The following is a 23,358-nucleotide window of genomic DNA, read 5'->3' on the forward strand; positions in this document are numbered from 1 at the left end:
CGAAGCTGGCGGATGCTGGCCGCAAGCAACAGGAGGAAAGCCATGGCCGAAGCCCCCGTCGTGCGGTTCGAGGTGGTCGATGGCGTCGGCGTCATCACCGTGGATTATCCGCCGGTGAATGCGCTCGGACCCGGCGTCTCCGACGGCATCGTTGCCGCGGTGGACCAGGGCGAGGCGGACCCGGCGGTGCGGGCGATGGTGCTGATCGGCGCCGGGCGCAGCTTCATCGCCGGCGCCGACATCCGCCGCTTCGGCAAGCCGCGCCCGGCCTCGCCGCGCCGCAGCTACGACGCGCTGGACGCCGCCACCAAGCCGGTGGTCGCGGCCATCCATGGCTATGCGCTGGGCGGCGGGCTGGAGAATGCGCTCTGCTGCCATTGGCGGATCGCGGTGCCGTCAGCCAAGGTCGGGCTGCCGGAGGTGCTGATCGGCATCCTGCCGGGCGGCGGCGGGACGCAGCGGCTGCCGCGGCTGATCGGGGCGAAGCCGGCGCTCGAGATGATCGTGACGGGCCGGCACGTGCCGGCGCCGGAAGCGCTCACGCTCGGCATCCTCGATGCGCTGGTCGAGGGCGACCTGCGCTCCGAGGCGATCGCCTTCGCCCAATCCGTGGTCGGCAAGCCGATGCGCCGCATCAGCGCCATGCCGCCGGCGGCCGCCGAGCCGGGGCTGTTCGAGGCGATGCGGACGTCCATCGCCCGCCGCGCCCGCAACCAGCAGGCGCCCTACCACTGCATCGCGGCGGTGGAGGCGGCGGCGAGCCTGCCCTTCGCCGAGGGCATGGCGGTGGAGAAGCGGCTGTTCGGCGAACTGGAGAACTCGGACGAGGCCCGCGCCCTGCGCTACGCCTTCTTCGCCGAGCGCGAGGTGGCGCGCATCCCCTTCCTGCCGAAAGATTTGCCGCTGCCGGAGATCCGCACGGCGGCGGTGGTCGGTGCCGGCACCATGGGCGGCGGCATTGCCATGGGCTTCGCCGATGCCGGCATCCCGGTGAAGCTGCTCGATGCCTCCGCCGAAGGGCTGGCCAAGGGCGTGGCGCGCATCCGCGACAACTACGCCGTCAGCGTGAAGCGCGGCAGCCTGACCCAGGCGCAGATGGACCAGCGCCTGCCGCTGGTCGAGCCGGTCGAGAGCTACGAGGCGATCGCCGGGTGCGACGTGGTGATCGAGGCGGTCTTCGAGCAGCTGGACGTCAAGCAGGCGGTCTTCGCCGAGCTGGACCGGGTGATGCAGCCGGAGGCGATCCTGCTGACCAATACCTCGGCCATCGACATCGACCGCATCGCCGGCGCGACGCGGCGGCCCGAAATGGTGGCGGGCGCGCATTACTTCGCCCCGGCCAATGTCATGAAGCTGCTGGAGGTGGTGGAGGGGCCGCGGACCTCACCGACCGTGCTGGCGACCGCGATGAAGCTCGGCCGGACGCTGGGCAAGATCAGCGCCTATGCCGGGAATTGCGATGGCTTCGCCGCCAACCGCAGCCGCATCGGCTTCACCATGGAACAGAACATCATGGTCGAGGAGGGCGCCCTGCCGGAGCAGATCGACCGGGTGATGGTCGACTTCGGCTACCCGATGGGGCCCTTCGCGGTGAACGACATGTCGGGCCTCGACGTCAGCTACCTGACGCGCCGCCGGCGGCAGGCGGAGGACCCGAACTACCGCATGCTGCCGATCCCCGACCGGCTGGTCGAGGCCGGGCGCAAGGGGCAGAAGACCGGCGCCGGCTGGTACCGCTACGAGAAGGGCGACCGCACGCCGCATGTGGACCCGGAGGTGCATCGCCTCATCCGGGAGGCCGCCGCCGAACAGGGGATCGCGCAGCGCGCCTTCTCGGATGAGGAGGTGCTGCACCGGCTGCTCTTCGCTTCGGTCAACGAGGTCTGCCGCATCATCGAGGAGGACAAGGCGCTGCGCGCCAGCGACATGGACGTGATGTGGCTGAACGGCTTCGGCTTCCCGCGCTACCGCGGCGGGCTGATGTTCTGGGCGGATGGCATCGGGGCGCGTGCGATCTACAACCAGGTCGCCGCCTGGCACCAGCGCTACGGCGACCGCTGGCGGCCGAGCGCCCTGCTGCAGCGGATCGCCGAGGCGGACGGGCTGCTGCGGGAGGCGAAGGCGCCCCGGCTCGGGTAGAGCCGGGGCGGCGGCGCGCTACCGGAAGACCGGCGGCGCGTCGTCCTCGGGCAGGTCGGGCAGCGGCACCTCGATGCGGACGGTGCTGGGGTCGACGCCCGAGCCCTTGTCCAGCCAGTAGGTCACGCTCTCCGGCCAGAAGATGACGATGGCGACGAGGATGAGCTGCAGCCCCACCCAGGGGATGGCGCCCCAGTAGATGTCGCTCGACTTCACCTCCTTCGGGGCGATGCCGCGCAGGTAGAAGAGCGCGAAGCCGAAGGGCGGGTGCATGAAGCTGGTCTGCATGTTCACGCAGATCAGCACGCCGAACCACACGAGATCGATGCCGAGCTTGGCGGCGATGGGCGCGAGCAGCGGGATGATGATGAAGGCGATCTCGAAGAAGTCGAGGAAGAAGGCCAGGAAGAAGATGAAGACCTGGCTGAAGATCAGGAAGCCGGTCTGCCCGCCCGGGAGCTTGGCCAGCATGTGCTCGATCCACAGGCTGCCGTCGACGCCCTGGAAGACCAGGCTGAACACCGTCGCGCCGATCAGGATGAAGATCACCATGGCGGTGATCCGCATGGTGTTCTCCATCGCCTGGCGCAGCAGCGACCAGGTGAAGCGGCCGTTCATCCAGGCCAGCACGATGGCGCCCATCGCGCCCATGGCGCCGGCCTCGGTCGGCGTGGCGAGGCCCATGAAGATGGTGCCGAGCACCAGGAAGATGAGCACGACGCAGGGCACCATGCCCTTGACGACGCGCCAGATCAGCGGCCAGCCGCGGCTGCCCAGCGCCTCGTCCGGCAGGGCCGGGACCTTGTGCGGGGCGAAGATGCTGACGCCGACGATGAACAGGATGAAGAGCAGGATCTGCAGGATGCTGGGGCCGATGGCGCCGGCGTACATGTCGCCGACCGACTTGCCGAGCTGGTCGCCGAGCACGATCAGCACCAGGGACGGCGGGATCACCTGGGTGATGGTGCCCGACGCCGCGATGACGCCGGTCGCGATGCGCATGTCGTAGCCGTATTTCATCATGATCGGCAGGCTGATCATGCCCATGGCGATCACCGAGGCCGCGACGGTGCCGGTGATGGCGCCGAGGATGGCGCCGACGATGATGACGGCATAGGCGAGGCCGCCGGGGATCTTGCCGAAGAGCTGCCCGGTGCCCTCCAGCAGGTCCTCCGCCAGACCGCAGCGTTCCAGGATGGCGCCCATCAGGGTGAAGAAGGGGATCGAGAGCAGCAGGTCGTTCTGCACGATCCCGAAGACCCGCAGCGGCAGGTTGCCGAGGTAGGCCGAGGTGAAGAAGCCCAGCTCGATCGAGATGAAGCCGAAGAACAGCCCCACGGCCGAGAGGCTGAAGGCCACGGGGAAGCCGAGGATGAGGAAGACCACCAGCCCGCCGAACATCAGCGGCGCCATCACGTCCATGTCGATCGTCATTGGGGCAGGGCGTCCTGGCGGGGTGGCGTGGCGGGGATCACTGCTCGGGGCGGTGGTACTCGACCACCACCTCGGCAGCGGGCTGGATGCCGCGCAGCAGCGCGATGCGCTTGATGAGCTCGGAGAAGCCCTGCAGCGAGAGCAGGACGAAGCCGATCGGCAGCAGGATCTTCACCGGCCAGCGCAGCAGGCCGCCGGCATTTGGGCTGCCCTCGTGGCGCACCCAGCTGTCGAGGAAGAAGGGCCAGGTCATCCAGGCCAGCAGCAGCACCGCCGGCAGCATGAAGAAGATGAAGCCGAAGACGTCGATCCAGAGCTGGGTCCGGCGGGAGACGTTGCTGTAGAGGATGTCGACCCGGACATGCTCGTTGCGGAACAGGGTATAGGAGGCGCCGAGCATGACGATGGCGCCGAACAGGTACCACTGCACCTCGAGCCAGGCGTTCGAGCTGTAGGAGACGCCGTAGCGCACGAAGGCATTGCCGGCGCTGATGGTGCAGGCAGCCAGCACCGCCCAGTCCGCCAGCTTGCCGACGCCGCTGTTCAGCCGGTCCACGCCGCGGCTGAATGCCATCAAGGGACCCATGGCCCGCCGTCTCCCCTAGCGCCGCTGCTGTTCCTGGGCGTGCATGAAGTAGCCGAAATTGTCGAAGCCGCTCTCGGCGACGCGGAACCACTGGTACTGGCTGTCGCGGAAGGCGCGCCAGGGCTCGTAGACCTTCTTGAAGGCGGGGTTCCTGGCCGCGGTCTCGTCATAGAGCTCGAAGGTGGCCTTGTAGCAGGCCTGCATCACCTCGCGCGGGAAGGCCCGCAGCTGGGTGCCGGCGGCGACCAGGCGGCGCAGCGCCGGCGGGTTCTGCACGTCGTACTTGGCCATGGTCTCGATCGTGCTGTCGCGGCAGGCGGATTCGAGCACGTCCTTGTAGAGCTGCGGCAGCTCCTCGTACTTCGCCTTGTTGATGTAGAAGGACAGGTTCAGCGAGCCCTCCCACCAGCCGGGGTAGTAGTAGAAGGGGGCGACGCGGTTGAAGCCGAGCTTCTCGTCGTCATAGGGCCCGATCCATTCGGCGGCATCGATCGTGCCCTTCTCCAGCGCCGGGTAGATGTCGCCGCCGGCGATCTGCTGCGGCACCACGCCGAGCTTCTGCAGCACGTTGCCGGCGAAGCCGCCGACCCGGAACTTCAGCCCGCGCAGGTCCTCGACGGTCTTGATTTCCTTGCGGAACCAGCCGCCCATCTGCGCCCCGGTATTGCCGGCGGGGATGGAGACGATGTTGTAGCCGTCGAAGAATTCCTTCAGCACCTCGCGGCCGCCGCCGGCCTGCAGCCAGGCGTTGTTCTGCCGCATGTTCAGGCCGAAGGGGACGGCGCCGTCGAAGGCGAAGGTCGGGTCCTTGCCGACGAAGTAGTAGCTCGCGGTATGCGCGCAATCGACCGTGCCGGTCTGCACCGCGTCGGCGACGGCGAGGCCGGGCACCAGCTCGCCGGCGGCGAAGGTGCGGATCTGGAATTTGCCGTCGGTGAGTGCTGCGACCCGCTTCCCCACGTGCTCGCCGGCGCCGTAGATGGTGTCGAGCGACTTCGGGAAGGAGGAGGCGCAGCGCCAGCGGATCTCGGGCAGGGCGCCCTGGGCCAGGGCCGGGGTGGACAAGGCGACCGCGCCGGCCGCGGCGGCACCGGCAAACAATCCACGACGATCCATGCGATTCCTGGCCCCCGAGCAATTCGGCATGCGCGCCTTCGGCGCTTCCCGCTTCCCTATAGCCTCATTGCACGAATGTTAAGTGAGTGTTTTGCCATGATGACCCCCCGGCGCCTCTTCGCGCGGGTCGCGAGTGGGGTACACTGTCCGCCGTGCAACCGATACGCGCCCGCCCGTGCTGACAGGCCTCCTTCTCTGCATCCTGCTGCTGGGCCTGCTGGCGCTGGCGGCGGTCGGGCTGGGGCGGCACCCGCTCGCCGGGCGGGTGGTGCATGGCGGTTGCCTCGCGATCAGCCTCGGCTTCGCCGGGCTGGCGCTGGCCGGGCTCGGCTTAGGCCTGCCGGAGGCGCCGCTGGCGCTGCCCATCGGCCTGCCCGGGGCAGGGGCGGCCAGCCTGCTGGCGCTGGACGGGCTCTCCGCCTGGTTCCTGCTGCTGCTGGGGGTCACCGGGGCCTGCGCCTCGCTCTATGCCCTCGGGGCGCCGGCCGGGCCGCCGCGCAGCCTGCCGCCCTTCCCGCTGTTCCTCGCGGGCATGGCGATCTGCCTGGCCGCGGCCGATGCCTTCACCCTGCTGCTGGGCTTCGAGCTGATGTCCCTCGCTTCCTGGGCGCTGGTCGCGGCGGATCACGCCGAGGCGGAGAACCGGGCGGCGGCCCGGCGCTACCTGATGTTCGCGGCGCTGGCCGGGGCCTGCCTGGTCCCGGCCTTCGGCCTGCTGGCCGCCGGCGCCGGGGGGCTCGACTTCACCGCGCTCCGGGCTGCGCCGCCCGAGGGCTGGCGGGCGGCCGCGGTGCTGGCCCTGGCGCTGGCCGGGGCGGGGGCCAAGGCCGGGCTGGTGCCGCTGCACGCCTGGCTGCCGCTGGCGCATCCGGCGGCGCCGAGCCATGTCTCGGCGCTGATGTCGGGGGCGATGACCAAGGTCGCCCTGTACGTGCTGGCGCGGCTGCTGCTCGACCTCTGCGGTCCGCTGCAGCCGGCCTGGTGGGGTGTGCCGCTGCTGGCGGCCGGCGCCTGCTCGGCGCTGTTCGGCGCCCTCCGGGCCAACATGGAGGGCGACACGAAGGTCCTGCTGGCCTGCTCGACCATCGAGAACATCGGCTTCATCACCGTGGCGCTGGGCCTGGTGCTGGCCTTCCGCGGCGCCGACCTCGGGCCTCTGGCGGCGCTGGCGGCCGGCGCCGCGCTGCTGCACGCGCTGAACCACGGGGTGTTCAAGACCCTGCTGTTCCTCGTCGCCGGGGCGGTGGCGCATGGCGCGGGCAGCCGGAAGCTGGACCGGCTGGGCGGGCTGATCCATGCCATGCCGGTGACGGCGCTGGCGGCGCTGGTCGGCATGGCGGCCGCCGCCTCGCTGCCGCCGCTCTCGGGCTTCGCCAGCGAATGGCTGCTGCTGGAGGCCCTGCTGGCGGGATGGCGGGTCGGCGACATCGGCTTCCAGGTGGTCGCGGCGGCGGCGACCGCGCTGGTCGCCATGGCCGCGGCGCTGGCGGCGGCGGCCATGCTGCGCTGCTTCGGGCTGGTCTTCCTCGGCCGCATCCGCAGCCCGCGGGCGGCCGGGGCCGAGGAGGTCCCGCGGCTCGAGCGCCTGTCGCTGCTGCTGCCGGCCGGGCTGACCGTGCTGCTCGGGCTCTTCCCCGCGGCGATGCTGGGCCTCGCGGCGCCGGCCATCGCCGTGCTCGCCGGGCCGGCGGCGCTGCCCCCGGCGCGCGGCCTGGCGCTCACCGCCGGGGAGGGGGCCTCGACCTACCTGCCGCTGGCGGTCGCCGGGCTGCTGGTGGCGAGCCTCGTCACCGTCTGGTTCCTGGTGCGGCGGCGCTCGACCGGGGCGACGCTGCGCGGGCCGGTGTGGAATTGCGGCTTCATCGACCCGCCGCCCTGGCTGCCCTTCGGCGACCCGCTGAGCCAGCCCGGCGCCGCCGGCATGGCGCAGCCGCTGCGGCGGATGCTCGGGGGCTCGCTGCTGGGCGCGACCGAGACGGTGCTGATGCGCGCCCCGGGCGACCCGCGCCCGGGGCATTACGCCGCGCAGGCCGCCGACCCCTCCGAGGCAGGGCTGCTGGCGCCGCTGGCGCGGCTGCGGGATTCGGTCGCCGGCCGGGCGGAGCGGCTGCGCGAGCTGACCATCCGCGGCTGCCTCGGGCTCAGCTTCGGCACGCTGGTCGGGCTGCTGGCGCTGCTGGCCTGGCTGGAGGGAGGCTGAATGCTGCTGCTCGGCGCGGTGGTGGTGCAGCTGCTGCACGTCGCCCTGATGCTGGCGGCGGCGCCGCTGCTGGTCGGCGTGGTGCGCTGGCTGAAGGCGCGGATGCAGGGGCGGCGGGGCGCCTCGCCGTTGCAGCCGTGGCGGGACCTGGAGAAGCTGCTGCGCAAGCGCCCGGTGCTGGCGGCGAATGCCTCGCTGGTCTCGGAGGTGGCGCCCTATGTCGCCTTCGCCGCCAGCCTGGTGGCGGTCGCCTGCGTCCCGAGCTTCTCCCGCGGCATGCTGCTGGCGCCGGTCGGCGACCTGATCCTGCTGGCCGGGCTGCTGGCGCTGGCGCGGATGGCCCTGGCCCTGGTCGGGATGGATGTCGGCACCGCCTTCGGCGGGCTCGGCGCGGCGCGGGAGATGAGCTTCTCGGTCTTCGCCGAGCCGGCGCTGCTGCTGTGCGTCCTGACCTTCGCCATCCTGGCCGGGACCACCAACCTCGACCTGATCGCCGCCACCTTCCGCGACGGCGGGCTCGGGCTGCGGGTCTCGCTGGCGCTGGCGGCCATGGCCATGCTGACCGTCGCGGTCGCCGAGAATGCCCGCATCCCCGTCGACAACCCGGCGACGCATCTGGAACTCACGATGGTGCATGAGGCGATGCTGCTGGAATCCTCCGGCCGGCACCTGGCGCTGTGGGAGTACCAGGCGGCGCTCAAGCTGACCCTGTGGCTGGCGCTGCTGGCCGCGATCTTCGTGCCCTTCGGCGCGGCGCCGGCCGGGGCGGGGCCGCTCGCCTGGGTGCTGGGGCTGGCGGCCTGGCTGCTGAAGATGGGCGTGCTCTGCCTGGCGCTGGCGGTCTTCGAGAGCGCGATCGCCAAGATGCGGGTCTTCCGGGTGCCGGAGTTCCTCGGCGCCGCGCTGCTGCTGGCGCTGCTGGCGGCGGCGCTGCTCTTCGTCTCGACCGGGCTGGCGTGAGGCGCGGATGAGCTTCGGCCAGCTCCCCTACGACGTCGCCCACCTGTTCGGCGGCGCCATGCTGCTGCTGTCCTTCATGCTGCTCTATCAGCGGCGGGTGACGGCGGTCATCAATGGGCTGGCGATCCAGGGCGCCATCCTCGCCTGCGCCGCCGGCTGGCAGGGCTGGGTGCAGGGGGCGCCGCAGCTCTACCTCACCGCGCTGATCGCCCTGGCCGCCAAGGCGGTGCTCATTCCCCTCGCGCTGCGGGTGCTGATCCGCCGGCTGGCGATGGACCGCACGGTGGATACCGCGATGGGGATCGGACCCAGCCTGATCGCCGGCGTGGCGCTGGTGGCGCTGGCCATCCTGGTGGTGCTGCCGATCACCGCCGGCGTCCGTGCCATCGCCCGGGAGGATCTGGCCCTGGCGCTGTCCGTGGTGCTGCTGGGGATGCTGATGATGATCACCCGGCGCAACGCCATCCTGCAAGTGGTCGGGCTGATGAGCATGGAGAACGGCCTCATCCTCGCCGCCGTCGGCGTCGCCGGGATGCCGCTGGTGGTCGAGCTCTCGACCGCCGCGCTGGTCATGGTGGTGCTGGTGGTGGCCGGGGTCTTCGTCTTCCAGATCCGCGAGCGCTTCGACAGCGTCGATGTCTCGCTGCTCGACCCGCATCGCGGGGAGGGGCGGTGATGCTGCCCGAGGTCTCGCCGCTCGATTTCCCGCTGCCCTGGGCGGTGGTCTTCCTGCCCTGGCTCGGCGCGCTGCTGCTCGGCTTCCTGCCGCGGGAGAGGCCGGCGGCGCTGGCCAATGTCGGCGTCTCGGCGGCCTCCTTCCTGCTGGCGCTCGCCCTGGTGTGGCATCCCGGCGGGGTGCAGGGCTGGACCCAGGTGGATGCGCTGAACACGCCGCTGGTGGTGCTGTCCTTCCTCATCGGGCTGACGACGGCGGTGTTCTCCTGCGGCGCGGTTGCCGCCGAGCGCTTCGATGCGCCGCGGCTGCGGGCCTACCACGTCGCCTTCCAGGTCTTCATGGGGGCGCAGGCGCTGGCGCTGCTCGCCGACAACATGGGGGTGATGTGGGTGGCGATCGAGATCGCCACCATGGCCAGCGTGCTGATGGTGGCGGTGCACGGCACGCCGCCGGCGATCGAGGCGGCCTGGAAGCTCTTCATCCTGTGCGGCGTCGGCATCGCCCTGGCGCTGCTCGGCACCATCATCCTCTACCTCGCGGCGCAGCCCTTCGTCGGCCATGGCGACGACGGGCTGTCCTGGACCGTGCTGATGGGTCTCGCCGCCCGGGCCGATCCCGGCGTGCTGAACCTCGCCTTCGTCTTCCTGCTGGTCGGCTACGGCACCAAGGCCGGGCTGGTGCCGCTGCATTCCTGGCTGCCGGATGCCGAGGCCGAGGGGCCGATCGCGATCTCGGCGGTGCTGTCGGGGCTGCTGCTGAACGCGGCGCTGCATGCGGTGCTGCGGGCCAAGGCGATCGTCGGCGCGCATGCGGATGCGGTGGCGCCGGGGCGCTTCCTGCTGGCGCTGGGCCTCGCCTCGCTGTTGCTGGCCGCCTTCGCGCTGTGGCGGCGGCGCGACGCCCGGCGCTTCTTCGCCTGGAGCAGCATCGAGCACATGGGCGTGGCGGCGATCGCCTTCGGCCTGGGCGGGCCGGCCGGCAACCTCGCGGGGTTGGTGCACATGCTCGGGCATTCGCTCTGCAAATCGGCGGTCTTCTTCGGCCTCGGCCATGCGGTGCAGCTGCGCGGGTCGCAGAAGATCGCGGATATCGCCGGGCTCTGCACCTCGCATCCGGCGCTGGGCTGGGGGCTGGCGGTCGGCATCGCGGCGGTGGCGGGGCTGCCGCCCTTCGCGCTGTTCGCCAGCGAATTCCTGTTGCTGGTCGAGATCGCCGGGCATTACGCCTGGCTGGTCCTGCCGGTCGGGTTCGGGCTGCTGACCGCGACGGCGGCGAAGATCCACACGCTGCAGGCGCTCTGCCTCGGGGCGCCGACCCCGGACGCGGCGGCGCCGGCCGCGGGGCGCTTCGAGGAGTGGTTCACCCTGGGGCCGCTGTGGCTGCACCTGGTGCTGGCGCTGCTGCTGGGGGTGGCGCTGCCCGGGCCGCTGGCGGGGATGCTGGGCGTGGCGGCGGGGATCCCGGGATGAGCGACACCGAAGGCCGCGACGGGCCCGACCCCGAGGCGCCGCCGCCGGACGGGCCGTCGTTCGCCGGGCGCGGGGCGCTGCCCGAGGTGCCGGCGCCACCCTCGGCGGCGCCGGCCGGGGCGCCGCCGCCGCCGGATGGCGCCGTCTTCGCCCTGATCCGCCAGGGCCGGGCGCAGGACTGCCGGCCGCATCCGCGCCACCTGCTCGATCCCGGCCGGTGGCGCGCCATGGCCGAGGCCCTGGCCGCGGCGCCGGAGGTCGCGCTGCTGGCATTGTGGGCGGAGCCCGGCGTGGTGCACGCTTGCTTCCTGGCCGAGGACCAGGGCCGCGTCATCATCGCCTCCTGCCCCGCCGCCGAGGGGCGCTACCCCGCGCTCTCGCCGGCCCGGCCGGGGGCGGTGCGCTTCGAGCGGATGGTGCGCGACCTCTGGGGGCTGGTGGCCGAAGGCGCGGTCGACCTGCGCCCCTGGCTGGACCATGGCCGCTGGCCGCTGGTCGGGCCGCTCGCGGCCAGCCCGGCGGCGAATGCGGCGCCAGCGGTGCCGCAGCCGGAATTCCTCACCGTCGAGGGCGAGGGGGTGCACCAGATCCCGGTCGGGCCGGTGCATGCCGGGATCATCGAGCCCGGGCATTTCCGCTTCCACGTCCAGGGTGAGACGGTGGTGCGGCTGGAGGCGCGGCTCGGCTACCTGCACAAGGGCAGCATCGGGCTGATGCTGGGCAAGCCGGCGGCGGTCGCGGCGCGATTCGCCGGGCGGCTCTCGGGCGATAGCACGGTCGCGCATGCCTGGGCCTTCGCCATGGCGGTCGAGGCGGCGCTGGCGGTGGTGCCGCCGCCGCGGGCGCTGGCGCTGCGGGCGGTGATGGCCGAGCTGGAGCGGCTGCACAACCACCTGAACGACTGGGGCTTCGTCTGCAACGACGCCGCCTTCGCCTGGCTGCACGCCCGGGCCGGGGTGCTGCGGGAGGGGGTGCTGAGGGCGGCGGCCCTCGCCTTCGGCCACCGGCTGATGATGGACCGGGTGATCCCCGGCGGCGTCGCCGAGGATCCGCGGCCGGGCGGCGACGCGGCGATCCGCGCCGCGCTGGCCGTGGTGGCGGCCGAGCTGCCGCAGCTGACGGCGGTCTACGAGAGCCACGCCAGCCTGCAGGACCGGGTGGTGGGGACTGGGGTGGTCGGCGCCGGGCTGGTCGCGCGCTTCGCCGCCGGCGGCTACGTGGGCCGCGCCTCGGGCCGCGCCTTCGATGCCCGGGCGGTGCCGGGCTACGCGCCCTATGCCGATGTGGCGGTGCCGGTGCTGGCGGCGGGCGACGTCGACGCCCGGGTCCGCATCCGCATGGCCGAGATCGGGGAGAGCCTGCGGCTGGTCGACGCGCTGCTGGACGCTCTGCCGGAGGGGCCGCTTTCGGTGCCGCTGCCGCAGCCGGCCGGCGAGGGCCGGTTGGTCGAGGGCCGGTTGGTCGAGGGTCTGGGGCTGGTCGAGGGCTTCCGCGGTGAGTGCCTGCACTGGGTGGCGATCGACGCGGGCGGGCTGCTGCGGGGGGTCTTCCCGCGCGACCCCTCCTGGCTGCAGTGGCCGCTGCTGGAAGCGGCGGTCGAGGGCAACATCGTCGCCGACTTCCCCCTGTGCAACAAGAGCTTCAACTGTTCCTACAGCGGGGTCGACCTGTGATGCAGCCCCTGAGGCGACTGCTCTGGCCACGGCTGGGCCGCAGCCTGTTCAGCCCGCCGCTGTCCGACCCGGCGCCGGCGGTGCCGGATGCGGTGGTGCAGGCGCTGGTCGAGCGGCTGGAGGAGGCGGCGCAGGCCCGGCTCGGCCGCAGCCTCTCGATCCGCCAGGTCGATGCCGGCTCCTGCAACGGCTGCGAGCTGGAGATCAACGCGCTCGGCAACGTCCTCTACGACCTCGAGCGCTTCGGCCTGCGCTTCGTCGCCAGCCCGCGCCATGCCGACGTGCTGCTGGTGACCGGGCCGCTGACCCGCAACATGCGGCAGGCGCTGGAGCGCACCGCCGCCTGCACGCCCGAGCCGAAATGGGTGGTCGCCGCCGGGGATTGCGCGGTGGATGGCGGGATCTTCCAGGGCAGCTACGCGGTCGAGGGCGGCATCGGCGCGGCGCTGCCGGTCGACCTGCTGATCCCGGGCTGTCCGCCGACGCCGACGCAGTTGCTGGAAGGGCTGCTGGCCCTGCTGGCGGCGCAGGCGCCGAAGGCCGCCGCACGGCGCTAGCGGGGAAAAAGACGCGGGCCGGCCGGATGAAACCAGCCGGCCCGGTGGCGGCCCTCGCGGGCTGCCAGTCTGGCAACGGCTTGCCGGGAAATAGCCGTTGCCGAACGTCGCGTATCCAGGGCCAGGGCGCCGAAGCGCCGGCGGCTCCGGGACGACGACTGCATCATCCGGGATCACATCTCTACGGGAGATGTGAGGAGTCTTAACCTTCCTCCATGCGGCTGCGCGCCGCGGTCCGGCCGCCGCGTTGCCCGGGGCGGCCGGGCTGGGTAGCCTGCCGGCCAAAGGCGAAGGGATGGACATGGCAATGGACGGCAATGCGGGGCTGCTGGTGCGCCGGCTGGCGGGGGCGATCGGGGCGGAGGTGAGCGGCGTGGCGCTGGCGCCCGACATGTCCGAGCCCCTGGTCGCCCGGCTGCGGGCGCTGTGGCTGGAGCATGGCGTGCTGGTCTTCCGCGACCAGCAGGCGCTGCATCCGGCGGCGCTGGCCGGCTTCGCCCGGCGCTTCGGCGAGGTGGTGGAATACCCCTTCATCAAGGGCCTGCCAGAAGCGCCGGAGGTGATCCCGGTGGTGAAGCTCGAGCACGAGACGGCCAATTTCGGCGGGCTCTGGCACAGCGACACCGCCTATCTCGAGCAGCCGCCGATGGCGACCATGCTGATCGCCCGGGAGGTGCCGCCCTTCGGCGGGGATACGTTGTTCGCCAGCGGCACCGCGGCCTATGCGGCGCTCTCGCCCGGGATGCGGCGGCTGCTGGAGCCGCTGAAGGCGGTCAACAGCAGCGCCAAGGCGGATGTGACGAAAACCCGGGAGGACCGGCTGAAGGACGGCGCGCGGGACGACGCGCGGCCGGTCTACGAGGCCGAGCACCCGGTGGTGCGGACCCATCCGGAGACCGGGCGGCGGGCGCTGTACGTCAACGGCGGCCATACCAGCCGCTTCGCCGGCATGACCGAGGCCGAGAGCAAGGCGCTGCTCGACTTCCTCTTCGCGCATCAGGTGCGGCCGGAATTCACCTTCCGCATGGGCTGGGCGCCGGGGACCCTGGCGCTGTGGGACAACCGTTGCGTGTTGCACAACCCGGTCAACGACTACCACGGCTACCGGCGGGTAATGCACCGGGTGACCCTGGCCGGCGACCGGCCTGCCTGAGGGGGCGTCCTTCGCGCTCATTGCCGCGGTGAATGGTGGCGATGGCCGCGGGGCATGGGACATCGGGGGCGGGGCGGCCTATCTGGGGTGCCAGTCAGCCGGCCCCGTCAGGCCGGCGCCCCCTGCAGGAGCGATCCCATGATCGACGTCCGTCCCTTCGCCAGCCTCGGCGGTGCCAACCATGGCTGGTTGAACGCCAAGCACCATTTCTCCTTCGCCGGCTACCATGACGCCGCCCGCATGAACTGGGGCCGGCTGCGGGTCTGGAACGACGACGAGATCGCCGCCGGCACCGGCTTCGACCCGCATCCGCACCGCGACATGGAGATCATCACCTATGTCCGGGAGGGGGCGATCACCCACAAGGACAACCTCGGCAACACCGGCCGCACCGAGGCCGGCGACGTGCAGATCATGTCGGCCGGCACCGGGGTGGTGCACAGCGAGTACAACCTCGAGCCGGAGGCGACCCGGATCTTCCAGATCTGGATCATGCCGGACCGCCGCGGCGCCAAGCCGAATTGGGGTGCGAAGAGCTTCCCGAAGGAGCAGCGCGACGCCGGCTTCGAGGTGCTGGCCAGCGGCCGGGCGCAGGATGCCGAAAGCGGCGCGCTGCCGCTGAACGTCGACGGCGCGGTGCTGGCGGCGAGCCTCAAGGCCGGGCAGACCCTGCGCCAGCCACTCGGCGAGGGCCGCGCCGCCTATCTCGTGCCGGCCAAGGGCCGCGTCACGGTGAATGGCGTGGCGGTCGGCACCCGCGACGGCGCCGGCATTGTCCAGGAGGCGGTGATGGAGATCACCGCCGCGGAGGATGCGGAGCTGGTGCTGGTGGAGGTGGCGGCGGAGTAGCCGCGACCGCCAGCAGCGCCCGGCGCAGCACCCCGACCGGGTCCTGCCCCGGGCCGCGCGTCACCAGCGCGCGGTGCCCGCCGGCGGACTGCACGAAGCAGGCCCCGGGCAGCCGGGCCGAGGCGAGGGGCACCAGCCCGTCGTTTGGCCCCGACCCCTGGGCCTCCATCCAGCGGGCGAAGGGCCGGTAGGCTTGGTCCCGCAGCCTCCAGCGGGGATCGAGCACGGTGCCGAAGGCGACCACCGGCACCTGCCCGACCAGCGCCGCGATCGCCGCGGCGTGCTCGCGCATCCAGGCCGCGCGGGCCGGCGTGGTCAGGTCGTGCAGCCCGGCGCCGCCGCCCAGCCCGGCCAGGCGCAGCAGGTGATGCGCCGCCCGGTGCAGCGACCGCCGGCCGCAGACCGCATCGGCAACCGGCGAGCCGAAGAAGGGCGATTGCAGCGCGACGAAGCCGCGGCAGCGGGCGGCGACGCCGGGGCGCAGCAGGGCGGCCAGGGCTTCGAGCCCGCCCTTGCTGTGGCCGACCAGGATGGCCGGGCGCGGATCGGCGACGACGGCCGCGGCGATGCGCCCGGCATTGGCGGCGACCGGTGCTCCGGTCGGCAGCGCCACCACCTCGGTGGCGACGCCGATCCGCCGCAGCCAGGCGAGCTGGCTGGCCATGTAGTCGAGCCTCAGGCTGGCGACCAGCTCGCCCAGCAGCCCGTAGCAGATCAGCACGCGCTGCCCGGCCAGCCGGGCGGCGAGGGCCCGGTCCTCGCCGGAGTCCTCGCCGGCCGCCGTCACCTCAGTCGATCTTCACGACCAGCTTGCCGAAGTTCTCGCCCTTCAGCAGGCCGATGAAGGCCTGCGGGGCTTGCCGCAGCCCCTCGACCACATCCTCCCGCCAGGCGAGCCGGCCGGACGCCATGTGGCCCAGCAGCTCGGTGCGGAACTGCGGGTAGCGCGGCCAGCCGCTGTCGCTGACGATGAAGCCCTGGATGCGCAGCCGCTTGCGGACGGCGGACATCAGGTTGGGGCCGGGGGCGGGGCTGGTGTCGTTGTATTCGGCGATCATGCCGCACATCACCATGCGGGCGTGGTCGTTCAGCCGCGGGAAGACCGCGCGCTGCACCGCGCCGCCGACGTTCTCCCAGTAGACGTCGATGCCGTTCGGGCAGGCGGCGTCGAGCTGGGCATCGAGGTCGCCGCGGTGGTCGATGCAGGCATCGAAGCCCAGCACCTCGGTCACGAATTCGCATTTCTTGGCGCCGCCGGCGATGCCGACTACCTTGCAGCCGCGGATCCTGGCGATCTGCCCGACCACCTGGCCGACCGCGCCGGAGGCGGCAGAGACCACCACCGTCTCGCCGGGTTTGGGCTGGCCGATGTCCTCGAGACCGACCCAGGCGGTCAGCCCCGGCATGCCCAGCACGCCGAGGCTGGCCGAGAGCGGCGCCTCGCCCGGGTCGATCTTGAACAGCCGGCCCGGGGCGACGCTGGAATAGCGCTGCCAGCCGAAGCCGCCGAGCACGGTGTCGCCGGGGGCGAAGCCCGGGACGTCGGAGGCGACGACCTCGCCGGCGGTCTGGCCCTCCATGACGGCGCCGATGGCGACCGGGGCGGAGTAGCTCTTCGCATCCGACATGCGGCCGCGCATGTAGGGATCGAGCGAGAGGTACTGCGCCCGGACCAGCACCTCGCCCGGCTTGGGCTGTGGCACCGGGGTCTCGACGATCTCGAAGTCCTCGGCGACCGGGGCGCCCTGCGGGCGGCGGCGCAGCAGGATCTGCAGGTTGGTCTCGGCCATTGGGGGGTTCCTCCTCGGGGGACGGCGGCAACATTGCCCCGCGCCGGTTGCGGGGGAAGGGGGCAGGGCCAAATCCCCCCGATGACCGAACCGATGCACGATGCCGGCAGCGCCCGACCGACCGAGCGGGTCGCCGATTACCCCCGCCCGCCGCGGCTGGAGGCAAGCACCCGCCGCATCCGCATCGTGCTCGGCGGGGAGACCATCGCCGAGACCACGGCGGCCTGGCGGGTGCTCGAGACCTTCCACCCGCCCGGCTGGTACCTGCCGCCCGATGCTTTCGCCCCCGGCGTGCTGCGCCCGGCGGCCGGCCAGAGCTTCTGCGAATGGAAGGGGCTGGCGCGCTACTGGACGCTGGCGGCCGGCGGGCGGGTCGCCGACCGCGCCGGCTGGAGCTATCCGCAGCCGACGCCGGGCTTCGCCCCGATTCGCGACCATGTCGCGGTCTATGCCGGGCGGATGGATGCCTGCTTCGTCGATGCGGAACGGGTGGCGCCGCAGCCCGGCGGCTTCTACGGCGGCTGGATCACCGCGGAGCTGGTCGGACCCTTCAAGGGCGGACCCGGGACCTTGGGCTGGTAGGCCCGGGCCCGCCAACGGTTTCGTGATCAGCCCCGCCGGCTGCCGTTCTGGGGCCTGAAAACCGCCGAGTTGCAAAATGTTGGGGAGGCGACCGGGCCAGGATGACGGTCCGGAACGGCACCCGCCTGGCAGGCCGGCCTGCGGGAGTGGTGGCAGGAGGCCGCCGCAACGCGGACTGTAACGTCGTTACTGAAATCGGGATCGAGACCTATGCGCAGCCTCATCGTCACCCTGATCGCCACGGCTGCCCTCGCCGCCTGCGCCGAAAGCGGGCCCGCCCCCACCGGCCCGACCGCCGGCGGCGGCGCCACGCCGCTGCAGCAGCGGGTGCTCGAGCAGCCGCACAGCGCCAATGCCTCGGGCGGCACGCCGACCATCACCGGCACCAATTCGCGCGGCCAGCCGATCATCGAGCGTGGCCCCGCGCCGGGCACCGACATCGGCGGCACCCCCTCGACGCCGCGGCCGGTCGGCTCGCGCGGCGACAAGGGCGGCTGAACCGCGGCCGTTCCGGCGACGGTCGTCGGAGCCGGTCGGCGGGGTGACCCGTCAGCCGTCCTCGGCGGCCTCGCGCAGCCAGTCCGCGGTGGTGCGGGCGGCGGGTCGGGCGGTGCCGGCATAGGGGTCGATCCCGCCGAGCGTCGCCGCCGCGGCGCGGCAATCCTCGCACATCTCGAGCACCGCCAGCCGGGCCGGATCGGCGAACATCCAATGCCGGCTGCCGGCGAGCTTGGCCTTCACCCGCTCGATCGTGCTGCGGGTGCCGAAGGGCTTGGCGCAGCGGGTGCAGCAGAAGGGCTCCTCCTGCTTCACCACCTGCGGCTGCGCCGCCTCGGGAGCGAAATTGAGGCGGGGCGCGAGGCTGATCACCTGCTCCGGGCAGGTGGCGACGCAGAGCCCGCATTGCACGCAGGCATCCTCCAGGAAGCGCAGCTGCGGCGTCTCCGGATTGGCCGAGAAGGCCCCGGTCGGGCAGACCATGGTGCAGGCGAGGCAGAGGGTGCAGCCGGCGGCCTCGACCACGGCGGCGCCGAAGGGGGCCAGCGCCGGCATCGGCAGCACCGCCGGCGCGGCGGGGCCGGCGGCGGCGTGCAGCGCCGCCAGGGCCTGGCGCAGCACCTCCCGCGGGGTGCCGAGCGGCAGGAAGCTGGCCGCCTCGCCGGTGCCGCGCATGGCCATGGCCGGGGCCAGCGCCTCGGCCAGGGTGAAGGGATCGTCGGTCTCGATGGCGGCGGCGCGGGGCGGCGAGGTCGGGCGCCCGAGGCCCTCCAGCAGGGTGGCGGCGTAGTCGAGGTTGCGGAACAGCCCCTCGCTGCCATGGCCGCGCCGGGCCGGCAGCAGCACCCGCACCCCGGCGGCGCCCCAGGCGAAGGCGGCGGCCAGCGTCGCCAGGTCCAGCACGCCGCACTCGTTCAGCCGCAGCGGCAGGACCCGGGCGGGCAGGCCATCGCCGTGGCGGGCCAGGGCCTCGATCAGCGGCTCGCCATGGGCCGCGTCGTGCAGCAGCAGGACGGGATCGCGGCCGCCTGCCTCGGCATGGCCGAGCAGCAGGGCGCGGAGCCGCGCCAGGGTGGTGGCCGGCGGCGGCAGCGCATAGGTGACGGCGCCGGTCGGGCAGACCGCGGCGCAGGCGCCGCAGCCGGCGCAGATCTCGGCGCTGATCCGCACGCTGTCGCGGAGCAGCCCTTCGCCGGGGGTGATGGCGCCGGTCGGGCAGAGGTCGAGGCAGCGGGTGCAGCCGGTGCGCTTGTTGCGGCCATGGGCGCAGAGCCCGGCCTCGAAGCTGACGAAGCGCGGCTTGTCGAATTCGCCGACCAGCTCCCGCGCCTCGAGGATGAGGCGGTCGACCGCGGCGGCATCGGCTGGATCGGCCCGGAGGTAGCCCTGCCGGACGCCATGCGCCGGGAACAGCGGCGGGTCGCCGGTCAGGTCGAGGATGACGTCGCAGCGGCTGCGGGCGCCGTCGCGCGGCGGCCCCCAGGCGAAGGCGGCGCGGGAGGCCGGGGAGGCGGCGGCATGGCCGTCGACCACCACCTCGAAGGCGCCGAGCCAGCCGGTGGCGCTGCGGGCGCGGCCGCGCAGGATGGGGAATTCGGCCCGGCCGGGCGGGGTGACCGCCTCGGCGCCGGTCAGCAGCACGGTCAGGTCCAGCCGGTCGGCGAGCCGCCGGGCGGCGGCGATGGCGACCTCGTCGCGGCCGAGCACCAGGGTGACGCCCTCGCTCGCCAGCGGCACCAGCGGGGTCTCCGGCAGCGGGATGGCGGCGGCGGCCAGCAGCCCGGCCATCTTCGGCCCGGCGGCGGCGCCTTCCTCGGCCCAGCCGGCCTGTTCGCGGACGTTGACGAAGCTGAGCGGGGCGGTGGCGCCGGCGGCGGCGGCCTCCTCGGCGAAGAGCGGGGCTTCCTGGGTGCAGGCGACGGTCACCGGCCGGCCGGTGCCGACCGCGGCCAGGAAGCGGTCGAGCTGGCTGCGGCAGAGGTGCTCGGCGGTCCGCAGCTCGGTGCCCTGCGCCGCGCAGCCGCGGGCGAGGGCCCGGCCGTCGAGGCGCATGCTGTCCTCGCAGCTGCAGACGAAGGCGATGCGTTCCGACATAGGCTGGCGATTCCCGGCGTTCATCCGGCTTTGCGCACCGGGGTCGGGCGCATATATGCCGCGTCCCGCCCGGATGCGAGGCTTCCCCTGGAGGTTCATGGTCACGACCCGTTCCCTTTCGCTGCCCGGCGTCTTCACCCAGCATCGGCTGCGGGAGGGCGGCGATGCCCTGGCCGAGGCGGTGCGCCTGGCCGGGCACGGCGCCGGGACGCTGGCCTGGGTCTCCGCCTATGCCCGGGCCGAGGCGGCGGTGGTGCTGGAGCCGGAACGGCCGCTGGGGGCGGCGCGCCTGGCGCTGCTGGCGGCGGGGAATGCGCTGGTCGATGCGCTCGGGGTGCTGGGGCCGCCGGAGGTGCCGCTGGCCTGGCGCTGGCCGGGCACCCTGCTGGTCAATGGCGGCGCCTGCGGCCGGCTGCGCCTGGCGGCCCCGCCCGGCGTGGCCGCGGCGGCGGTGCCGGACTGGCTGGTGGTGGGCTTCGAGGTGGTGCTGGCGCTGCCGCCCGGGCCGGAGCCGGGGCGCGATCCCGGCCGCACCGGGCTCGAGGAGGAGGGCTTCGCCGGGATCGCCGCCGCGGCCCTGACCGAGGCCTGGGCGCGCCATCTGATGTCCGGGCTGGATCGCTGGGAGGCCGAGGGGCCGGGGCGGCTGATGGCGGATTTCCTCGCCCGGCTGCTCGACGGCCAGGACGAGCCGGGGCTGCGGCGGGCGATCGACCCGGCGACCGCCGCGCTGCTGCTGGACCGCCAGGGCGTGACGACCCGGCAGGGGCTCCCATGAAGCTGCCGCGCACGATCCGGCTCGACCCCTCGGACCTGGTGGTCTTCGACCGGGCGGCACCGGCCGGGGAATGGGCGGTGCCCGGCGGCTTCGCCTTCTGGGACGAGGACCCGGCGGCGCTCGCCGGCAAGCGGCGGCAGGAATTCCGCGCCGGCTTCCTCGGCATCGGCAGCTTCGGCTGGTCGACGCTGGTGGAGGTGGCCGAGGCCCAGGAAACCGCGGTCGAGGCGGCGGTGGCGGCGCTCTCGGCGCATATCCGGGCGCGCTACGGCGCCCCGGATGCGGCGGCGGCCGAGGCGGCGGCGCGGGAGGAGATCGGCTTCGCCGCCGCATTGTGCGACCATCCGCCGGGCACCGTGCTGGCGCTGAGCCGGGTGGTGGAGGCCGGCGCGGTGCGCGAGCGCTTCCGCAGCCTGCACCGGCGGGAGGCGCCGCACGGCGACTTCGGCGCGCTGCCGGTCTTCGGCATCCTCGAGGTCAGCGGCGAGGACGAGCCCGAGCATCCCGACCTCACCCGCCTGGCGAAGGACCCCCCATGATCACGCCGGGCGATTTCTGGCTCTCCTCAGGCCATCACCTCTGCGACCGGGACGAGGCCGGGCGGCTGGTGCCGACGCCGGACCTTTGGCGGGCCTTCCTCGCCCGGCCGGAGCTGGTGCCGCCGGAGGAGGCCTGCGACGCGGAGCTGGCCCTGCATACCGGTCTGCTGGCGGCCCCCCTGCGGGCGGTGCCGGCGGTCGAGGTGGCGGCGCTGGCCGATGCCGATGCGCGGGAGAATTGGGCCGTGTTCCTCGGCTTCCGCGACCGGGTGCAGGCGGAGCCGACGCTGGAGGCGGCCTGGCTGGCGCTGTTCCGCGGCTCGGTCGCCGGCATCCCGCCGCTGTTCCTGCAGATGCTGACGCATCTGGTGGCCCGCGCGGCGCTGGAGGGGGTGGGTGATCCCTTCATCCTGCGCGCGGCGGAGGCTTTCTTCCGCACCCAGCGGGCGGCGATCCACCCCGGGGCGCTGCTGCTGGCGGACGAGGAATTCCTCGATGCCAAGGCCGGGGACGGCGACCTCGGCGCCATCGGCCGGCTGCTGACCGAGGCCGGGGCGCCGCCGCGGGAGGTGGAGCTGGAGGTGCTGTCGGAGGCCAACGCCGCCGAGTATCCCGCGCGGTCCGATGCGCATGACCTGGCGCTGGACATCGCCGAGGGCCGGCCCGGCCAGCACGGCATGGCCCGCGCGCTCGAGGCCTTCATCGGCCATGTGCTGGGGGAGGCGGTGGCGATCCGGCCGGTGCCGGTGATCGACGACCGCAACTGGTCCTGGCATGTCGGCCTCGATGCCGAGGCGACCGCGATCGCCAACGACCTCTGGAAGGGCGCCAAGGTGAAGCAGGCGCGGCTGGCGCGGATCCTCTGGCTCGGCGTGCTGGAATTCGCCGAGAGTTCCCGCGTGCTGCCGCGGGCCGTCGGCAAGCCGGTCTACCTGGCGCTGGCGATGGATGCGGCCCAGCGGGTGCGGCTCAAGCCGCAGAACCTGGTCGGGCTGCCGCTGAAGACGCGGGGGGAGGCGGCGTGAGCGGGCACCTGGAGGTCCCCGGCTCGATCCGCATCCCGGTGGCCGTCCTGGCCGAGCGGCGGCCCGGCGTGACGCAATGGGCCGCGTGGTCCTGGCGCGCCGTCGAGGTGCTGGAAGCGGCGCCCGACCTGCCCGCCTGGACGGTGCTGCGGGAGGCCGAGGGGCGGACGCTGTTCCTCGCCGGCCGGGCCGAGGTGCTGTTCTGCCCGACCGATACGCCGAACTACCGGGACAACCTCGCCGCCGCGGCGCCCAGCATCTGGGTGGTGCTGCGGAACGTGGAGACCGACCCCGGCCTCAGACTGCATGCGGTGACGGTGGATGCCGGGGAGGCGCATCTCTATGCCGATACCGGCAGCGACCTGCTGGAGGCGCTGCCGCTGCCGCCCGGGCTGCGCGACCGGCTGGAGGCCTTCGTCGCCGAGCACCATGTCGAGCGGATGCAGCACAAGCGCCGGCGCGACCGGGCCGATCCGGAGGCGCTGGCCAAGCGGCCCGGCCTGCGACGGGATGGGGATGACGCGGGATGACGGTGCGGGAGGAAGGCTTCCTCAGCCGCTGGTCGCGGCGGAAGCGGGGCGTCCTGCCGGAGCCGGAGGCGCCGCCGCCCGCGCCAGGGGCCGAACCCGCCGCCGAAGCTGCGCCCGGGCTCCCGGCCGCCCCGCCGGCCGAGGCCTTCGACCCGGCCGGCCTGCCGCCGGTCGAGAGCCTGACCGGGGCCAGCGACTTCACCGCCTTCCTCCGCCCCGGTGTGCCGGCGCCGCTGCGGCAGGCGGCGCTGCGCCGGGCCTGGACGCTGGACCCGGCCATCCGCGACTTCATCGGCCCGGCGGACTATGCCTGGGACTACAACGCCCCGGATGGGGTGCCCGGCTTCGCCCTGCAGCTCGGCGGCGACGTGACCCGCATGCTGGCCCAGGCGATCGGCGCGCTGGAGAAGCTGGCCCCGCCCGAGGAGGCGCCACCGGTGGCGCTGGCCGAGGTGGCGGTGCCGCCCGACCCGGACGCGCCTGACCTGGAGGAGGCCGCTGCACCGGCGTCCGGCGCCGGGCCGGACCCGGCCATGCCTCCAGCCCAGGCCCCAGCCCTCGCGCTGGTTGTGGAGGGGGTCGCCGCTGCCCCACCTCTGCCCCCGCCCCGGCGGCATGGGCGTGCCAAGCCGGTTTGAATTCCCGGGCGGCGCCCCATCTGCAGGGCGGTATCCTTCTCGTGAGACGTATCTCGCTTGCCAGTACCGCGG

Annotated in this window: 22 protein-coding genes; 16 read left to right on the forward strand and 6 right to left on the reverse strand. The window is 73.4% G+C overall.

The window, feature by feature from the left end:
* Positions 1–42: 42 nt before the first annotated feature.
* On the forward strand, positions 43–2,139 hold the full coding sequence (locus QWZ14_RS17135; RefSeq protein ID WP_290317991.1) for a 3-hydroxyacyl-CoA dehydrogenase NAD-binding domain-containing protein: 2,097 nt from the start codon (positions 43–45) through the stop codon (positions 2,137–2,139).
* 18 nt (positions 2,140–2,157) lie between these two features.
* On the opposite strand, the gene QWZ14_RS17140 is transcribed toward QWZ14_RS17135, so the two are convergent.
* The 3 genes from QWZ14_RS17140 to QWZ14_RS17150 are packed head-to-tail and all read right to left on the reverse strand — an operon-like array spanning position 2,158 to position 5,275.
* Positions 2,158–3,573: a TRAP transporter large permease gene (locus QWZ14_RS17140; protein WP_290317992.1), complete on the reverse strand. Its 1,416-nt coding sequence runs from the start codon at positions 3,571–3,573 to the stop codon at positions 2,158–2,160.
* Positions 3,574–3,610: 37 nt separating this feature from the next.
* A complete protein-coding gene (locus QWZ14_RS17145; RefSeq protein ID WP_353959319.1) occupies positions 3,611–4,147 on the reverse strand; it encodes a TRAP transporter small permease subunit in 537 nt (178 codons plus the stop codon).
* Positions 4,148–4,174: 27 nt separating this feature from the next.
* Positions 4,175–5,275 carry a TRAP transporter substrate-binding protein gene (locus QWZ14_RS17150; RefSeq protein ID WP_290317994.1) on the reverse strand — a complete coding sequence of 367 codons (1,101 nt, stop codon included), beginning with the start codon at positions 5,273–5,275 and terminating at the stop codon, positions 4,175–4,177.
* Between the two features lie 175 nt (positions 5,276–5,450).
* Here QWZ14_RS17150 and QWZ14_RS17155 point away from each other — a divergent pair, with 175 nt between their 5' ends.
* From QWZ14_RS17155 to QWZ14_RS17190, 8 genes are all read left to right on the forward strand, one after another.
* A complete protein-coding gene (locus QWZ14_RS17155) occupies positions 5,451–7,475 on the forward strand; it encodes a proton-conducting transporter transmembrane domain-containing protein (RefSeq protein ID WP_290317995.1) in 2,025 nt (674 codons plus the stop codon).
* Positions 7,476–8,435, forward strand: coding sequence for a respiratory chain complex I subunit 1 family protein (locus tag QWZ14_RS17160; protein ID WP_290317996.1), 960 nt, complete (start codon positions 7,476–7,478; stop codon positions 8,433–8,435).
* Positions 8,436–8,442: 7 nt separating this feature from the next.
* Entirely contained in the window at positions 8,443–9,111 is a 669-nt protein-coding gene (locus QWZ14_RS17165) for a hydrogenase-4 component E (RefSeq protein WP_290317997.1), read from the forward strand.
* The gene (locus QWZ14_RS17170) at positions 9,111–10,580 is read left to right on the forward strand and encodes a proton-conducting transporter transmembrane domain-containing protein (RefSeq protein ID WP_290317998.1); all 1,470 of its coding nucleotides are present in this window, start codon (positions 9,111–9,113) and stop codon (positions 10,578–10,580) included. Before QWZ14_RS17165 ends, QWZ14_RS17170 begins: the two co-directional genes overlap by 1 nt.
* Positions 10,577–12,253, forward strand: a complete 1,677-nt coding sequence (locus QWZ14_RS17175; protein ID WP_290317999.1) for a hydrogenase large subunit — start codon at positions 10,577–10,579, stop codon at positions 12,251–12,253. The genes QWZ14_RS17170 and QWZ14_RS17175 overlap by 4 nt, the downstream gene beginning before the upstream one ends.
* On the forward strand, positions 12,253–12,810 hold the full coding sequence (locus QWZ14_RS17180; RefSeq protein ID WP_290318000.1) for an NADH-quinone oxidoreductase subunit B family protein: 558 nt from the start codon (positions 12,253–12,255) through the stop codon (positions 12,808–12,810). The genes QWZ14_RS17175 and QWZ14_RS17180 overlap by 1 nt, the downstream gene beginning before the upstream one ends.
* 295 nt (positions 12,811–13,105) lie before the next feature.
* Complete coding sequence (locus QWZ14_RS17185) at positions 13,106–13,963, forward strand: TauD/TfdA dioxygenase family protein (protein WP_290318001.1); 858 nt, start codon at positions 13,106–13,108, stop codon at positions 13,961–13,963.
* A 138-nt stretch (positions 13,964–14,101) separates the two neighbouring features.
* Positions 14,102–14,812, forward strand: a complete 711-nt coding sequence (locus QWZ14_RS17190) for a pirin family protein (protein ID WP_290318002.1) — start codon at positions 14,102–14,104, stop codon at positions 14,810–14,812.
* Here the strand turns inward: QWZ14_RS17190 and QWZ14_RS17195 are convergent.
* Together QWZ14_RS17195 and QWZ14_RS17200 are read right to left on the reverse strand one after the other, a co-directional pair.
* Positions 14,760–15,599 carry a hypothetical protein gene (locus tag QWZ14_RS17195; protein ID WP_290318003.1) on the reverse strand — a complete coding sequence of 280 codons (840 nt, stop codon included), beginning with the start codon at positions 15,597–15,599 and terminating at the stop codon, positions 14,760–14,762. The two genes, QWZ14_RS17190 and QWZ14_RS17195, sit on opposite strands and share 53 nt — an antisense overlap.
* A gap of 1 nt (position 15,600) precedes the next feature.
* Positions 15,601–16,602: an NADP-dependent oxidoreductase gene (locus QWZ14_RS17200; RefSeq protein ID WP_290318004.1), complete on the reverse strand. Its 1,002-nt coding sequence runs from the start codon at positions 16,600–16,602 to the stop codon at positions 15,601–15,603.
* An 81-nt stretch (positions 16,603–16,683) separates the two neighbouring features.
* On the opposite strand from QWZ14_RS17200, the gene QWZ14_RS17205 reads away from it, so the two are divergent.
* Positions 16,684–17,184 carry a DUF427 domain-containing protein gene (locus tag QWZ14_RS17205; RefSeq protein WP_290318006.1) on the forward strand — a complete coding sequence of 167 codons (501 nt, stop codon included), beginning with the start codon at positions 16,684–16,686 and terminating at the stop codon, positions 17,182–17,184.
* Positions 17,185–17,394: 210 nt separating this feature from the next.
* Positions 17,395–17,682, forward strand: coding sequence for a hypothetical protein (locus QWZ14_RS17210; protein ID WP_290318007.1), 288 nt, complete (start codon positions 17,395–17,397; stop codon positions 17,680–17,682).
* Between the two features lie 51 nt (positions 17,683–17,733).
* Here QWZ14_RS17210 and QWZ14_RS17215 read toward each other — a convergent pair whose 3' ends face one another.
* Positions 17,734–19,776, reverse strand: coding sequence for a 4Fe-4S binding protein (locus QWZ14_RS17215; protein ID WP_290318008.1), 2,043 nt, complete (start codon positions 19,774–19,776; stop codon positions 17,734–17,736).
* A 97-nt stretch (positions 19,777–19,873) separates the two neighbouring features.
* Here QWZ14_RS17215 and QWZ14_RS17220 point away from each other — a divergent pair, with 97 nt between their 5' ends.
* The 5 genes from QWZ14_RS17220 to QWZ14_RS17240 are packed head-to-tail and all read left to right on the forward strand — an operon-like array spanning position 19,874 to position 23,286.
* Positions 19,874–20,554 (forward strand): biotin/lipoate--protein ligase family protein, encoded by a 681-nt coding sequence (locus tag QWZ14_RS17220; RefSeq protein WP_290318009.1) that lies wholly within the window; start codon positions 19,874–19,876, stop codon positions 20,552–20,554.
* Positions 20,551–21,093, forward strand: a complete 543-nt coding sequence (locus QWZ14_RS17225; protein ID WP_290318010.1) for a DUF6505 family protein — start codon at positions 20,551–20,553, stop codon at positions 21,091–21,093. The genes QWZ14_RS17220 and QWZ14_RS17225 overlap by 4 nt, the downstream gene beginning before the upstream one ends.
* A complete protein-coding gene (locus QWZ14_RS17230; RefSeq protein WP_290318011.1) occupies positions 21,090–22,118 on the forward strand; it encodes a DUF6352 family protein in 1,029 nt (342 codons plus the stop codon). Before QWZ14_RS17225 ends, QWZ14_RS17230 begins: the two co-directional genes overlap by 4 nt.
* A complete protein-coding gene (locus QWZ14_RS17235; protein ID WP_290318012.1) occupies positions 22,115–22,648 on the forward strand; it encodes a DUF3305 domain-containing protein in 534 nt (177 codons plus the stop codon). The genes QWZ14_RS17230 and QWZ14_RS17235 overlap by 4 nt, the downstream gene beginning before the upstream one ends.
* Positions 22,645–23,286 (forward strand): DUF3306 domain-containing protein, encoded by a 642-nt coding sequence (locus tag QWZ14_RS17240; RefSeq protein ID WP_290318014.1) that lies wholly within the window; start codon positions 22,645–22,647, stop codon positions 23,284–23,286. Before QWZ14_RS17235 ends, QWZ14_RS17240 begins: the two co-directional genes overlap by 4 nt.
* Positions 23,287–23,358 lie beyond the last annotated feature (72 nt).

Source organism: Paeniroseomonas aquatica, assembly GCF_030409335.1.
GTDB lineage: Bacteria > Pseudomonadota > Alphaproteobacteria > Acetobacterales > Acetobacteraceae > Belnapia > Belnapia aquatica.

Coding starts and splice junctions, on each gene's coding strand:
- QWZ14_RS17240 (WP_290318014.1), top strand. CDS start 22,645: ATGACGGTGCGGGAGGAAGGCTTCCTCAGCCGCTGGTCGCGGCGGAAG.
- QWZ14_RS17170 (WP_290317998.1), top strand. CDS start 9,111: ATGCTGCCCGAGGTCTCGCCGCTCGATTTCCCGCTGCCCTGGGCGGTG.
- QWZ14_RS17215 (WP_290318008.1), bottom strand. CDS start 19,776: ATGTCGGAACGCATCGCCTTCGTCTGCAGCTGCGAGGACAGCATGCGC.
- QWZ14_RS17140 (WP_290317992.1), bottom strand. CDS start 3,573: ATGACGATCGACATGGACGTGATGGCGCCGCTGATGTTCGGCGGGCTG.
- QWZ14_RS17175 (WP_290317999.1), top strand. CDS start 10,577: ATGAGCGACACCGAAGGCCGCGACGGGCCCGACCCCGAGGCGCCGCCG.
- QWZ14_RS17145 (WP_353959319.1), bottom strand. CDS start 4,147: ATGGCATTCAGCCGCGGCGTGGACCGGCTGAACAGCGGCGTCGGCAAG.
- QWZ14_RS17165 (WP_290317997.1), top strand. CDS start 8,443: ATGAGCTTCGGCCAGCTCCCCTACGACGTCGCCCACCTGTTCGGCGGC.
- QWZ14_RS17200 (WP_290318004.1), bottom strand. CDS start 16,602: ATGGCCGAGACCAACCTGCAGATCCTGCTGCGCCGCCGCCCGCAGGGC.
- QWZ14_RS17150 (WP_290317994.1), bottom strand. CDS start 5,275: ATGGATCGTCGTGGATTGTTTGCCGGTGCCGCCGCGGCCGGCGCGGTC.
- QWZ14_RS17185 (WP_290318001.1), top strand. CDS start 13,106: ATGGACATGGCAATGGACGGCAATGCGGGGCTGCTGGTGCGCCGGCTG.
- QWZ14_RS17210 (WP_290318007.1), top strand. CDS start 17,395: ATGCGCAGCCTCATCGTCACCCTGATCGCCACGGCTGCCCTCGCCGCC.
- QWZ14_RS17220 (WP_290318009.1), top strand. CDS start 19,874: ATGGTCACGACCCGTTCCCTTTCGCTGCCCGGCGTCTTCACCCAGCAT.
- QWZ14_RS17135 (WP_290317991.1), top strand. CDS start 43: ATGGCCGAAGCCCCCGTCGTGCGGTTCGAGGTGGTCGATGGCGTCGGC.
- QWZ14_RS17160 (WP_290317996.1), top strand. CDS start 7,476: ATGCTGCTGCTCGGCGCGGTGGTGGTGCAGCTGCTGCACGTCGCCCTG.
- QWZ14_RS17205 (WP_290318006.1), top strand. CDS start 16,684: ATGACCGAACCGATGCACGATGCCGGCAGCGCCCGACCGACCGAGCGG.
- QWZ14_RS17225 (WP_290318010.1), top strand. CDS start 20,551: ATGAAGCTGCCGCGCACGATCCGGCTCGACCCCTCGGACCTGGTGGTC.
- QWZ14_RS17180 (WP_290318000.1), top strand. CDS start 12,253: ATGCAGCCCCTGAGGCGACTGCTCTGGCCACGGCTGGGCCGCAGCCTG.
- QWZ14_RS17230 (WP_290318011.1), top strand. CDS start 21,090: ATGATCACGCCGGGCGATTTCTGGCTCTCCTCAGGCCATCACCTCTGC.
- QWZ14_RS17190 (WP_290318002.1), top strand. CDS start 14,102: ATGATCGACGTCCGTCCCTTCGCCAGCCTCGGCGGTGCCAACCATGGC.